This is a genomic window from Lentibacillus salicampi (genome assembly GCF_004565465.1).
GTDB classification, from domain to species: Bacteria; Bacillota; Bacilli; order Bacillales; family Amphibacillaceae; genus Lentibacillus; species Lentibacillus salicampi.
Genome location: NZ_SRHY01000061.1, coordinates 1 through 14,061, shown reverse-complemented (window position 1 = coordinate 14,061; position 14,061 = coordinate 1). Strand labels below are relative to the sequence as shown.

The window sequence follows — 14,061 nt, the reverse complement described above, 5'->3', positions numbered from 1 at the left end:
GTCTAAAACCTAATTACTCCTGTCTTGGCGGGAGATCAAGCCGTTTCATTGAAAATCTGATGTTCCACTCGCTAATTTACATATTTTTACATAAAACCCGTTATACTTCTGTCTAAGGCTCCTAGGACTTACATCTGCGCTGACTTTTTCAACTTGGTCTTCAAAAATATCTTCGGCTATTCCTTTAAATTCTTCTTCAAGCTGAAAATCCCAATAAATGTATAAATAGCCATCTGTTATTTCTTTTTCGGGATTTATAATCTGTTCCTCGGTAACTGTTATAATAAAATCCTGTTTTTCATTTTTTGCCGGATAAGTCTTTATTTTATATTCAGTTATTTCCGCCTGGTAAGATACATCTTCAATCACGAATTCTTGTTGGTATTTATCATGTAAATGTTTTTCAACAGCCTCTTTGACTTCCGCTTCTCGTACAGGGGCCATAACATACATAAAAAACTTACCAAGGCCATTATGGCGCCCACTCCCAAAATGATTCCAAAAATGGTCAAGATTATTTTTATGTGCTTCATAGCAACCGTCCCTGCATCCCCATTTTCCCGAATACCTCAGAAGCGTTTATTATCCATCGCATCAAAAATTAGATCTCTAATCCTCCGACACCACTCTCGACTTCAACGTTCTTCAGATATTCAAGCCATTTGTCCCGCTGGTTATCATCCATCGGAACATTGTCCTTGGTAACATAGTGCAGATACCAAATGCCATTTTCACCAAGAAAGACTCTTTGAAGTTCATGTTGATTATCATAGCCCTTTGTGTCGGTAACCATAAATTCAAGAATCGTTTCTTCTTCACTTTCCTGCATAAAGTTCACGTTTATATCGCCGTCTCCGCTTTTCACTGTATCTTCCACATTTTTCATAACTTCCTTTGCATAAGCATTTGCAGAAGGAAAAACTGTGGATTGATATGAATAAAATGAAACTGTAGCCGTTTCTGTCCAATTTTGAACGGTCTCACCATTATGCACAAATTCAAACATAATATTGTTTTCCGCAAGATTGCTGTAGCCAACCTCCCAGCCTTTTTCTTCTTTTAAAAATAGCAGTTTAATATTCATGAACATTGATTTTTCCTGCTCGTCAGGTTTTTGATCTATTTGACCTTCTGTCTCCACCTCTTCATTTTTGTTATCTTTCTCCACACCAAGATATTCATCCCGTTTATCTGTAATCAGAGTGGAGACCCTTCTTTTTTCATATGTAAGGCCTCTTTTGCGCTTATATATAATTTCTGATTGAAGCTTTTCAGTTGCTCCCGTCGTTCCTCAAAATAATCGGTTAACTCAACACGCTCATCATAAGTAATGATGTCATGATCATTCAACAAATCCCCGACATCCATGAATCTTTCGTATTCTTCATTTATAGCGTCAAGAAATGAACTTTTAATGTCTGCAAGTTCCCTATACTTACCTAAGAGCCCTTCATTAAGCTCAATACCGGAATTTGCTGCCCATGTATTCGTTTGAATGTCTTTAAACACTTTTGAGTCCTTCTCCGCTCTCATTTCCTCCAATTTTTCAACCATCTCGGGAAAATCTATGTATTTGACCTGATAATGATCATATGATTTAACATTTTCATCATATGTTTGCGAAAAGTAATAGACAGTTGACGCATATGCTTCTTGAACTGATAAGTCGTCATATTGCGGTTGAATCGTATCATTGAAATAGGATTCCGGTGAATTGGCTTCTGCAAACAGTTCTTCCCCCTGTTCGACCATTACTTCGGGATCTGATGGTGCTTCAGGAATTTCATTTGATTCCTGACTTTCCGCAGACTCTTCTTCAGCCTCAGAATTATCTGCATTCCCGGAAGAACTGCTGCATCCTGTTACGACCAGCAGCAATATGATAAAACCAAACGAAAAGCTTATTTTCTTCATACATACGCCTCCTCTGGTAAGGATGGAAAATGCTAAAGCGTCTATTTCAGTTTCAATAGTTACAAATGACCTAAAATAAGAAAAAGGGAAGACCCAAATGCATCCTCCCATTATCATTCAACGGTTTTGCCTTCTTTCTCCCTTATCGAATTCAAATGATTCTTTCGCATTAAAGGAAGCCCGAAGCCGACGACAACGGCTGTTATTGGAAAGCCTCCCGAGCCAGCCAGCCATTCAACAACCGTGACAGGTACATAAATAGCATAGATGAAAATCATTAAAATTAAATATAGTCTTCTCCAGCGTTTTTCAGTTTTAGACATTTTCTCCTCTCCTTTCTAATGATCGGGGAGTTAACCTTCTTCTTCCAGTTCCAAATTATGTTCGTCCGCTAAATCTTCCATTTTTTGATCGGCCATTTGTGCCTTTTCACCAGCTTCCATATATTTTTCATCGGCTTCCATAATTACCTCATTTGCTTCTTCTTCACTAATGGACTGGTTGACCATTTTCTTCAGCACATCGAATTTCATTTGAAACGCTTCATACCAGGTATCCACCTGATCAGCCCTTAATGAATGATATTCTTTCACAACATCTGACTCAGGCTCCTGTGAATCCATGTAATCCTTTATGTCATTGACAAGCGGCATTAATTCATTCTCCTGAACGTTAAGTGCATCTTCATAAGATGCCGAGCTGAGTGATTTTTCATTAAGCGTATCGATCTCCATAAGTTTACCATTTACATTTTCCACATAACCGTTGTGATAGTCCACCAGCTCCTCTGCCTCTGCTGAAGCGCAGGCGGCGAGCAACAGTACTGCCGTTAAAGTGATAAATAGCTTCATTTTTCTTCCCATTGAATCTGTCCCTTAAAAAGTTGATTTAGTACCCACTGATTTTTTAAATAAAAAAATTAGATTAGGTTTTTATATTTATTTCTACAGTTTCATCAGAAACCTATCCAAGCTTATAATGAAACCTTTTCTCCCCTTTATTATTTTGCAATTTTTCATCTTTCCACTGTAAATATAGGAAGCTAATAGTAAAAATAAACAGTGGAATAAACAGTGCATTAACAACCATTAAAGCAATATTTGATACTATAAATAAATTTGTCATAAGAGAAGCCAACATTAGCGCCAATGAGCTTAGAATTAAATCAACAATTGCAAATAAAAATATTATGCCAAGGAGGGACATATAGTTTTTCCTTCCAAATTCAAATGATTTTTTAATACCCTGTATCCATGTCAGGTCATCAATCACTGCCACATAAGGAATTGCTAGAAAAAAATTGAAATCACAATACCGGGGATAAGAAAAAAGAGAAAACCAAATGTTACTATAAATGCGTAGCAGATCCCCACAATATATATGGAAAACATATATTGCAGGGAGTCTGCATACAATCTGCCAATTTTGATTTCATCATGCCTTCTATCCTGAGAAACCATACTAATAAATGGTGGATGCATCAAAAACAAGGCTATTAGCATGAAAAACGAATGTAACAGCGATGGCCATAAAGGATTAAGGAAAAATTCAAATGGTATGGTCACATAGTTGATCAAAAATGTATAGGCAAGTTGAATCGGAAAAATTATCGTCAAACATAAAAGGAGAATAGATTTATAGTTTTCCTTATATAACTTAATGGACTTTTTAAAGGCGTTCATGTATTTATTCTCCTTTTAGTTCCGTGGGTTAAGTGTTTTCTGTATAACTTCTTTTCCTTCTGGTTTTTCTTCCAATGGTTCATCTTCCTTAATCATTTCTGAGGTTTCTTTCATTTCTGCAGGATCATATTTATTGAACAATTTCTTATTGTAGGACCGTAATTTCCGTATACTAAAAAATAACTTTAAACTTGAAAATTGTAAGGATGATAGTTGTTTTATAATATTCTTTCTTTGCTCAGATGTTTTAAATTGTATATCGTTTTGTTGATGAGCAGCCCGAGCCATGTCCACAATACATCGTCTAAGACGTTGCTGGTCAACTTCAGTGATTCTCCCTCTTTCAAAACCTCCATCGAATAAATCAATTCCTTTATCAACTGATTGTTCAATCGTTTTTTGGTTTCTGATAATTTCATCCGGAACTTGAATAAATGTTTGTATTTGTTGACTTATATCCAATTTATTCTTTTTAACAAGTTCATTATCTATTTTCTCTAGCAGTTCTTTTAACATTTTCATCTTCTTCATCGAAGCATCATCTGCCCATCTAATACCTATATGTCTTAAAGTATTTCCGGATGCATCCCAATTCTTTACTATTAAAGCCACCTGCTTTACATGTTCATTGAAAAAAGGAACACTTCCATCTTCCTTCAATACTAATAAATTTGCAGTACCTTTATAAATAAAACAATAATAAGGCAAATGCCCATATTCAATTACAGCGGGACAAAGTTGATAACTATTATTATCTTTATATCTTTCTGCCGCATCAATAGCTTTCTGGGGTAAATCGTTCTTAGTGACCATCTATCTAAAATCACTCCTTGCATTTACAATGATTAAAAGAATTAACTAAACCATCTGCCAATCGTATCTGCGACTGATTTTGCTGCATTCTTCACACCATCAGCAGCATTTTTAGCAAGATTTTTTGTACCTTCCCAAGCTTTGGATACTGTCTTCGTAACTGTATCCCAATGTTTATAGACTTTTGAACCAGCCCACATACCAAAGCCTACAACAGCCATGCCAGCCGCAACTGGGGCTCCAACGCCAGTTGCAGATGCTACAACAGCACCTGACATAAGCATTTCACCCGTCGAACCAATGCCCTCGTTAACATTACCATCTGAAAAATGAGTTGCTGCTTCAAATCCGGATAATCCAACGTCAGCCGCGGCAGTCCACGGGGTTACTTTTCCAGCAATTTTACCAGCTAATCCAGTAGTAGGAACAGGATTTTTAGCCATGTTTTGTATGAAATTACCTGACCTACAAATCTTTTACCTAAAGGATGTCCAGCCCCTTGGTTCAAATTCGTTCCGTGCACTCAATCCTTTCAATACGCCTCACATCATTACCGATAACAGTTATCTGCTTTGTTCATTCTGCTAGTCACCTTTGCCGTTGTATTTATCTTCCAACTCGCTCATATACTGATCGTGTTCCTCGGTGATTTCCTGAATATCAGACGAAATTGTTTGAACTTCACTATATATTTCCTCCGATTTCTTCTGGTCCTGGTCACTGACCGGTGGTGTTTGCAAATTGAATACCTCAGCAAGTTTTTCAAACACCTCATGCGTTGAGTCCAATTGCTGGATTGAAAGATCATTTAATTTCTTGACCTCTTCTGATTGCAGCCTATCCTGAATTTCTTCGGCTTCAGTTATAATTTCCTCTAATAACGACAGCATATTGTTTTGGATATATTCCCCTTTAGCCTCAGTGCCCTGTATAAGGGACTCCATTTCTGCTTTCATATTTTGTAATTTATAAGCATTCTCTTCCAACGGCTCCATATCTTCGTCGTTATAACTTTTAAATTCCTTGGCAGCAATATCGTTATTGCATCCGGCCAGTATAACAGCGCTTGCTATAACACATATAAACAGAAGTTGCTTCCTCATCAACGACCACCCTTAGCACTATTTTATGAGAGTTCCTGCTTCTTCAGGCTGCAGTCTCGGATAGGGAAAACCAGTACAGTATCTATATCACCGACAGCATAGACCGGTAACCTATCAAACTACGCCTCCTCCGGTAAGGATTGAAAGTGATATGCACACTAGCACGGGGTTTAAAACAGTCTGCTTATCCTCCTTTACCTTCTAATGCTCATTCTTCTTATCTATCGTTTCGTTTATTTTCTCGTTACCCTCATCAACATAATCGCCCCACTCTTCATTACCGCTATCGACACTTTCTCCCCACAAATCATTACCGGTATCTACACCATAACCCCATATCTCATTGGCGTAATCAATGATGGGTGAGAATGTGCTTCTGGCAGGGTGGTCGTAATCTTCAAAACGATCCTCCAGATATTCCTGGGCAGCTTTCAAATGCTGCTTTTCACGATCAGCTTTTTCCTTGACACTTTCTTTGGTTTCATTGGCTAATTGCTTCTTCTCTTCTTTTTGATCATAAGCCTGACTTTTTCCTTCTTCCTTCCACTCATGCCATGCCTCCTGAATTTCTTCATATTGTTCACGCATATATTCATTTAATTGACTTTCCGAATCAACATAAACAAACTCGCCATCCCCGGCATCTGCAACATCTTTCAGCAATTTCTGCCCTTCATTATCCACGTCAAAACCAATAATATTGACTGCGGTCTCAATATCTTTATCAACAAGTTCCTGCGCAGCTTTTACCGGATCACCACCACAGGTTTCAATCCCGTCACTTACCACATATACGACAGCCCTGTCAGCAGATTCTGGGATATCTCCTTCACTCGATTCCAATGCTGACGCAATCGGAGTCCATCCAGAGGGATCAATGTCATTCAATGCAGACTTAAAATCCTTTTGTTTATAATGATCATTAAAAATGGTCTCAATACTGCTGCAGGAAAGTTCTTTGTCTGCATCGCTGCCTGTTCCCTTGTGTCCGTATACCTTCAGCGAAACGGTTGATGCTTCAGGTATTTCAGAGGCAAAATCTGTTACGGCAGACTTTGCAGCTTCCCACCTTGTTTGTCCGCCGGTATCAGCATGCATACTGCCACTTGCATCGATTAAGATCGCATAATGAGCGTTTGTCATCTCCGGTTCCTCGATAGTTTCATCAGGACTCTGCACATCTGTTGTTACTTCTGAATCAAAGTTGGCAAAGGTTTCTATTTCCTTGTGATAGTCTTCCGCCAGCAAGTATTTCAGCTCATGGACATATTCTTCTGCCGTCAGATCATCAGGTAATTTATCGACTTCTTCCTGAACTTCCTCCTCATTATAATTTTCGCCACTGTACGGACCAGGTTTACGCAGAAGTTCCTGTTCCAGATCAGTTAATGGACGGGCTGTTTCCTCCAATTCGTAGTATTCAAACTCACTTGGCGTGAACGTTTCTTCTTCCTCAGCAACCTCCTCCTCAGTTGTCTCTTCCTCGGACTGTGGTTCCTCTGCTGCGGCTTCAGAATCCTGGTCATCATCCGAAGTGCAAGCTGTCAAGATAAAAACCATGAATGCAATCATGCTTATAAAAAGTTTGCGCATATAATCCACCTCATTTATATCAAAGTACAGAAATTTCGAATTATTGTTTAGACCCTGAAGGCTAATGGGCTATTCAAGCGTAAATTCCTTCTTATTCTTCTCAGCAATATGGAAGTATTCATTTTCTATACTGTGGAGCATCCAGGCTGATTCACCCTCATCATAGTATAGAGTCAACTTTTTTCTTTCCATATATTGCTGTTTTTCCTGATCCCTCCCTTGCCAGTTTAAATTCCCATAAGCATGGCCATGGGGCTCATATAAGTGGTAATGTGCTTTTAAAGTAATGGTATATCCTTCCAGATCTTCATTATATTCCGGATAAGATATTTTTGATTTATCGTATATCGCTTTTTTTAATTCACCTTCATATGGTTCGTTCCAATCACCTGTAAACTCCAAATGCTCTGACAGTATTTTATTCAGATTATCTGTTACGCCTGTCTGCACAATAGATTCATCTTTTTTTGTGAGTGCTTCATGATATTTACTGATACTTTCATTTATCTGTTCCATTAACGCCGTTGTTTCATCCTTTTTGAATACATCAATTTCATCGAACTCAACTATATCGGAAGTTACAGGTTTTTCTTCACTTTTTGCGGTTCCCCATGGAAACTCTTTTTGAATATAAACAGCTGTTGACGAATCCGTTGGGAAGGTGCCAATTGGATTTTCACCTTCATTGATGACTATATCGGTTTGTTCCCCATTGACAAACAATTTATACTCATCGTGCAACGATATGATAGAAACGTCTCCTAAAGGAAGTTCAATCTCATGCATTAGTGTATCTTCTTGTGAATTAAATATTTCTATTTCATCCGTGGTCTCTGTACTTGTATATTCATTCTCAAATTCTGCTTTAACAACATGGTTCCCAGGCATATATGGACCAAATATCTTTCTCTTTGACGAAGCGGCAACTTTTTCATCATTAATAAATAAATCGATTCCATCTGTTTCGCTTTCCAGCTTTATGTCCATTGGAATGACTTCGAGTTTATAATTGTCAAAGAATAACCATTGTTTACCATCCTTAGTTAAATTAAGCGTTCCATAGACCTCATCTGTTTCTTGCGCGGTCACATCTGATTTTAACACCTTCGCCTGTTCACTTAATTTTTGGATGAGATTTTTAAAGGCTTCCGGATTTTTCTTCAAAAATTCGACAAGCTTTGAAGTGTTATCATGATTAATAGATAATGATTTATTTGATGAAATCAACAGGTTTTGTATTTCATCAGGATCGTTATTTTCGACCGCTTCCTCAAAGTTTTGCACAAGATTTTCCGGTGCAAAATTAGCTTTTCCAATCTGGTAAAAGATGGCTAAACCTGCAGTTAAACCAATGATCGTTGTTGCCAGCACTATAGCCCATCTCTCAGAGTGCTTCCACGTCTTACCAGTATTTTGTTCTAATAGATTAGAACCGCACTCCGAGCAAAACTGATTTTGTTCATTGTTTGTTTTACCACAATATGAGCATTTCACAAACAACGCCCCCCTGCATTTTGAAATTCAGCTATTATCTTTTTGGGCTATACATCTTGGACAAAGCACAATTAATCAACCCAACTTAATCAAATTAAACGTCATCTAATACTAGAAATTCAAGATAATATTTTTCGTTTTCCCCTGATATATATGTATCATATATTGAATTAAAGGGAAGATAACACTTACCTGTATCTCCCCTTCAGTCAACATTATTTCAAATCATCAATCTGGTTATCCAGTTCCTCGATTTTATCATCTTTTTCATCATCATCCATATCATCATCATCTTTTATTTCATCCTTCTGGAGATTAAGACTGGCAATTTGGATATCATTATTCTCGAGTTCTTTTCCAAGTTTCATAGCCTCTTTGTGATTTTCCTGTTCAATATAACTGCGGGCGACCAGATATTTTGCTCTTTCATTCTCCTGAATATCATTATAAATTTCGATAACATTTTCGTATTCGTCATTTATCCAGGCTTTTTCAATTCTGACTTCCGGCATATCAGATTCCACACTGAGAATTGCTTGATTGGCATCAGAATTATTAAGTTCCCTTAATCCTTCAACCACCTTCAGAGGGTAAGCGTTTCCCATATTGGCTGCTTTCTCCAGACTTTCCGGCGTATTTAATTTTAGGTACTGTTCAAGTAATGCTAATTCCGCATTTTCATTAAGATTCCCAATATTTTCGAACATTGAAATAGCTTCTTCCGTATCACTATTCATTGCTGCTTCGTATCCTTTTATAATTGAATTACTATGGTCAAGTGAGTCCTGTAATTCCTCATTTTCCGCACTTAAGTCCGCTTCTTGTTCACTTTGTTTATCTGCCGCTTCAGACATTGGCACTACTTTAACAGCGTAAAGTAAGATCACACCAGCAATCACGCCGATTAAAACACCGGATAAGAGCGATAATTTTGGGGTCTTTTTTCTCACCTTCTGTTCTGGAATTACTTTAGAGTTGAGAATCTCGTGAAGGCGCTTAATACTGGCAGCATCATAAATTTCTTTTATAAAAGAATTTTCTTTTATAACATCTTTCCTTTTGGTACTTTTGATTTCAGACAAATTATACGATGTAAACAAATAAATGATGATTCCCTTTAAATCTGAGAGAAGCTTAGGTACTGTCAATTCTCCAGTTGGCAAAACAGAACGAATGCCACGATGCGCCAACTTCACATTACCCTTATTGTCGGCATAAATATTGCTTGGGTGAATGAATGTTGTATACTGTGTACCGATTAATTTTTCTACGGATAAAAGGTTGATGGCTATCTGCCGTTTGACTTCATTATCGGCGTCAGAATAATCCAGAATTGACCTATAGCCTTGCAATTTTTCATAATAAATACGGACAAATTTATCATCCACTTCACATTTTTGATACTTAAAGAATAAAGAGTCGTTTTTCTTTAATTCATCCAGTTGTTCGGTTTCAATCAGGTTTGTTTGTTCCTTTGGGATTTGATAAATAATTGAATCGTTCTCTTCTTTGATATACCCATTCTTTAATGGATAAGAATTTTCCATATGATCACCTCCAAATAAATTATGTCTTCGTTGGCTGGTCAATGTCAGGGCGGAATAGACGCTCCATAAAGGTTGGTCTCACTTTTTTTAATTTATTTATAACCAGATCTATCGAATCATACCTTTCATCCACATTTGTTTCTGAGAGTTTGGATATTAAATGAGCAAAAGCTTTAGGAAGGTTTTCCGATAATATATTTGCGGAATTACTTGTATAAATATTCTTACCCCCGCTTACGATGTAGAACAAGGTGGCTCCAAATGAAAATAGATCTGATCGCAAATCGATAACCCCGTTTTCAAACTGCTCCGGCGCCGCATACCCAATTGTTCCTAATGCTTTATGCTGTTCGAGTGAATTAAGGGCAGCGGATGCACCAAAGTCTATCAAATTTATCTGAGCCTGGTCGGACAGTAAAATGTTCGATGGTTTGATATCCCTGATCACAATCGGCGGATTATTGTTATGGAATGCCTGAATGATATCAGCAAGCTGCCTGGCAACATCCAGTACTTCACGCCAATCGAACGGCCGTCTTTCTTTTTCAATGATTTCCGATAAACGTACACCATCCAACTTTTCTAGTATAATACCATGATAATGCCGATCCATCGTTAACTTATCAAACAGTTTGGGAATTTTTTCATGGTTAACAGCTGCAAGAATTTTGGCCTCATTATCAATTTGAGTGTTTAAGAGGGTTGTGGGCTGTTTTGATACTTTTAAAATTGCCAGCTTATATTCCTCCTCCTCAACTTCATATATATAAGACGTACCACCCTCACACAGATATTTGATAATTTTGTATTTCCCATTAATATACTGTTGGGTTTTTAGCATAGTTAGCCCTCAGTTCTGCTGCCGATATTAACCATAAGCATAGAAACATCATCATGAAATCCGAATGTTTTAACGGTATTGTAAAAACTATCACAGATATCCTGTATCTCTGTATGAACTTCAAGTTCTTTGCACCATTGTTCTCTTAACGTGCTGTCAGTAATCAGATTATGAAAACCATCTGAAGTTAACAAAAAATAATCGGCACCGGTAAAAGACCCTGAAGCGGTAAATGGCTTGATATCGCCTTTTACCCCCATACACTGCGTGAGGTAATGGGCTTTTTCATGTGACTTGGCTTCATCAATATCCATTTGACCACTCTTAACCTGCATGGCGGCCCAGGAATGATCTTCTGTCAGCTGTACAAGTGATTTTTCTTCATCCAGATCTATTGTATCTTCAGTTGGTTTTTCGGGTACCAGCACTTGTTCCCTGAAGCGATAAATTCTCGTGTCACCAACATGACAGATGTAATAAGTATTTTTCACAAATATAAGTACACTAAGTGTTGTCCCAATTTTTTTACCTTCGAGTCTCCCCAACTCAAGTAAATTATCATTAATTTCGTAAAAAGCGTCTATAATGCTTTCCTGGCATTCTTCAAAAAATTTATCTGCTGAATTATGATTCCAAATAGTACTCTTCCACCATTTCAGGATAAAATTAACTGCATAATAACTGGCAGCATTACCTGAGGTATGTCCACCCATCCCATCGGCGATGATACAAATATGGGCATCTTCATCTTGATTAACCCAGTTGCTGGCATAAGTAAGATAGTCTTCATTCAACTTTTTAGAAGAAGGGCTGATACTGACTTTTCCCGCATGCAAGTTTCTTTCCGTCCCCATATTAATCATATGACACCCTGTATGTGTAAACTGTTTTCCCAATTTGTACTTCATCTTCATCTGCCAGTTCATGAATTTTATAGGGGATTATTTTCTCCTGATTAATGTACGTACCATTTTTAGCACCTAGGTCCTTTAGCCCATATGTGTCAGAAAGCTTTATAAATTCAATATGCATTCTTGATACACCGATACCTTTTTCGACAAAATTGGTTCCCTTTTCTGCTCTTCCAATAACAAAATTATCTGCATCCAGCTCAATTCTTTCCTCAGTTCCTTCACGATCCACAAGCAAAAAATTCTCTGCTTTACGGATATTTGGTTCGGATACCATTTCCGATTCATCCAGCAGCATTGTCTCATCATAAACCTGTTCATTGGGCTGATCGGTTATTGCATTGCTATCAATTGTTGAATTAATAGTTGATGCACTTTCCTGCTGATACAATTCGAGATCTGTTTTAGTCTGCTGATTGTTATCCTGTTTAGTCTGTTCAGCCGATTGCGTTACGTACGATTTAGACCCGGTTTCAGTTTTTCGTTCTTCGATTTGTTTTGGTTTGTTTTGTTTTTTCTTAACCTTAACTTCTTTTTCAGTAATAATCGGTTCTACCCCCGGACGCCATACAAACCAATAAATCAGTACTCCACCAAGTACTGCAAGCGATAGGACAGTTGATATAATAAGCATTAACAAACTTGAAGAGCCTTCATATAGTTTCCAAACGCCCGCAAGTAACAGAACACCAATAAGAACTGAATAGATTTTCATCTTTCTTTCTAAAGGCGGAAGACTTCGAACTTTTTTGACCTTATATTCTTCCTGATGATTTGAGTCTTCCTCCTGTCCATTCTCCTCAGATACATCATCCTGTTGCTTATCCTGAAGCTGACTTAATAACTGTTTTATCCCCTGGAGACTGAAACCGGGATCTTTAATATAATTAAGAATCATTTTGAATTGCTTGCCATTCAGTCCCTGAACTTCACTGGCCAGATTCAGCAATAATTTCTTCAAACTTTCATAAACAGAAGTACTATCATTAATTTGTTTGAGCGGCAGGTAGGTTAAATATACATCATGAAAGCCACTTCCAACGTAAATATATTCTTCGTTTAATGCAAAGTGCTGGTCTGTCAGCATATTATTGTTCGAATCCTGTAATGCCTGAATAATATTGATAAACAAAGCATAATATTCCTGCATAGAAAGCGGGTGCTCTTTTGTTAATGGACGTAATTGACGTAAACCTTCTATTTTATAAAAAACGGTAATCCGGTTATTGACATCCTCAAAGCTCATTGGTAAGAGTCGGGGAATATTATTTGACTGAATCATTTTCAGCTGAAGCTCCTGAAAATCCCCTTGCTTAAATCCTTCATCCTGCCTTTTTTGCAATTTCAGATATGCTCCATTTGATTCAACATATTCTATTAAAAAATCATCGAGTTGGGTAGACATGTTATTCCTCCTTAAGCCAGATACATATAATAAAATGTTACGATAACACCTGGTATGACAGCGTAAATGAATGGAAATCTGTTTGAAATATTGTTTTTGAAATCATCCAAGGGCGTTAATGTTTTATCTTTAATTGATTCTTTAATATGCAAGAGTGCCAGCGTTATGTTGATTAAAAATGTTTTAGTAAACAGCAATATGATAAGTGCAATAATTCCCGCAAAGATAATGGAATACATAATAGCATAAAGCGAAAATAAAACACCGGTAATCGCACCAATTGCTGCGAATAATTTCACATCACCAGCACCTACTGCTTTAAATATGTACAGCAACAATAATATACCGCCGGCAACTAATACACCCAGCACAGATTGAACGAAACCATCCAATTGATTTACAATAAGATGATACACAATTCCAGTCAATACTCCACTAACATTAAGCCAGTTAGGCAATCGATGCTGTCTGACATCATAATAACAGGCAGTCACTAAAAAAAGAATCAGTATTATAAAATGTCCTGCCATTTTTCCCCTCCTTTCATTCAAACCCCTTTTTATCCGCCAGCCCAGGCTCTTTCAACGGCTTTTTTTCTGATCTTTATATCTTTCTCAAAGAAAGGGAGAACTAGAAGTCCGGTGAAAAAGTCAAATTGTGCTAGGAATTTCCTTGCTTTATGTCGAATATAGTCTATAGAACACTTATAAAAGGATGATCCGTTTATGCTTTCACCAAAGCAAAACCACATTCAACCC

Annotated in this window: 16 protein-coding genes; all 16 read right to left on the bottom strand. The window is 37.4% G+C overall.

Annotated elements, in window-relative coordinates; translation table 11 throughout:
- Positions 1-45: 45 nt before the first annotated feature.
- The gene (locus tag E4U82_RS18535) at positions 46-453 is read right to left on the bottom strand and encodes a hypothetical protein (RefSeq protein WP_135111735.1); all 408 of its coding nucleotides are present in this window, start codon (positions 451-453) and stop codon (positions 46-48) included.
- A 148-nt stretch (positions 454-601) separates the two neighbouring features.
- Complete coding sequence (locus E4U82_RS18530; protein ID WP_135111734.1) at positions 602-1,168, bottom strand: hypothetical protein; 567 nt, start codon at positions 1,166-1,168, stop codon at positions 602-604.
- A 29-nt stretch (positions 1,169-1,197) separates the two neighbouring features.
- Positions 1,198-1,914 (bottom strand): hypothetical protein, encoded by a 717-nt coding sequence (locus tag E4U82_RS18525; RefSeq protein ID WP_135111733.1) that lies wholly within the window; start codon positions 1,912-1,914, stop codon positions 1,198-1,200.
- Positions 1,915-2,027: 113 nt separating this feature from the next.
- Positions 2,028-2,237 carry a hypothetical protein gene (locus E4U82_RS18520; RefSeq protein ID WP_135111732.1) on the bottom strand — a complete coding sequence of 70 codons (210 nt, stop codon included), beginning with the start codon at positions 2,235-2,237 and terminating at the stop codon, positions 2,028-2,030.
- 30 nt (positions 2,238-2,267) lie between these two features.
- Positions 2,268-2,777: a hypothetical protein gene (locus tag E4U82_RS18515; protein ID WP_135111731.1), complete on the bottom strand. Its 510-nt coding sequence runs from the start codon at positions 2,775-2,777 to the stop codon at positions 2,268-2,270.
- 100 nt (positions 2,778-2,877) lie between these two features.
- Positions 2,878-3,192, bottom strand: coding sequence for a hypothetical protein (locus E4U82_RS18510; RefSeq protein WP_135111730.1), 315 nt, complete (start codon positions 3,190-3,192; stop codon positions 2,878-2,880).
- Positions 3,193-3,611: 419 nt separating this feature from the next.
- Positions 3,612-4,409: a hypothetical protein gene (locus E4U82_RS18505; RefSeq protein WP_135111729.1), complete on the bottom strand. Its 798-nt coding sequence runs from the start codon at positions 4,407-4,409 to the stop codon at positions 3,612-3,614.
- Between the two features lie 41 nt (positions 4,410-4,450).
- A complete protein-coding gene (locus E4U82_RS18500) occupies positions 4,451-4,852 on the bottom strand; it encodes a hypothetical protein (RefSeq protein ID WP_135111728.1) in 402 nt (133 codons plus the stop codon).
- Positions 4,853-4,993: 141 nt separating this feature from the next.
- Positions 4,994-5,512 carry a hypothetical protein gene (locus E4U82_RS18495; protein WP_135111727.1) on the bottom strand — a complete coding sequence of 173 codons (519 nt, stop codon included), beginning with the start codon at positions 5,510-5,512 and terminating at the stop codon, positions 4,994-4,996.
- A 201-nt stretch (positions 5,513-5,713) separates the two neighbouring features.
- Positions 5,714-7,105, bottom strand: a complete 1,392-nt coding sequence (locus tag E4U82_RS18490) for a VWA domain-containing protein (RefSeq protein WP_135111726.1) — start codon at positions 7,103-7,105, stop codon at positions 5,714-5,716.
- A 69-nt stretch (positions 7,106-7,174) separates the two neighbouring features.
- Positions 7,175-8,599 (bottom strand): zinc ribbon domain-containing protein, encoded by a 1,425-nt coding sequence (locus E4U82_RS18485; protein WP_135111725.1) that lies wholly within the window; start codon positions 8,597-8,599, stop codon positions 7,175-7,177.
- A gap of 215 nt (positions 8,600-8,814) precedes the next feature.
- Positions 8,815-10,146, bottom strand: a complete 1,332-nt coding sequence (locus E4U82_RS18480) for a type VII secretion protein EssB/YukC (RefSeq protein ID WP_135111724.1) — start codon at positions 10,144-10,146, stop codon at positions 8,815-8,817.
- Between the two features lie 19 nt (positions 10,147-10,165).
- On the bottom strand, positions 10,166-10,987 hold the full coding sequence (locus tag E4U82_RS18475; protein WP_135111723.1) for a serine/threonine protein kinase: 822 nt from the start codon (positions 10,985-10,987) through the stop codon (positions 10,166-10,168).
- A 2-nt stretch (positions 10,988-10,989) separates the two neighbouring features.
- Positions 10,990-11,841 carry a PP2C family protein-serine/threonine phosphatase gene (locus tag E4U82_RS18470; RefSeq protein ID WP_167751487.1) on the bottom strand — a complete coding sequence of 284 codons (852 nt, stop codon included), beginning with the start codon at positions 11,839-11,841 and terminating at the stop codon, positions 10,990-10,992.
- A gap of 1 nt (position 11,842) precedes the next feature.
- A complete protein-coding gene (locus tag E4U82_RS18465; RefSeq protein WP_135111721.1) occupies positions 11,843-13,303 on the bottom strand; it encodes a DUF6382 domain-containing protein in 1,461 nt (486 codons plus the stop codon).
- 11 nt (positions 13,304-13,314) lie between these two features.
- Positions 13,315-13,833 carry an A24 family peptidase gene (locus E4U82_RS18460; RefSeq protein WP_135111720.1) on the bottom strand — a complete coding sequence of 173 codons (519 nt, stop codon included), beginning with the start codon at positions 13,831-13,833 and terminating at the stop codon, positions 13,315-13,317.
- Positions 13,834-14,061 lie beyond the last annotated feature (228 nt).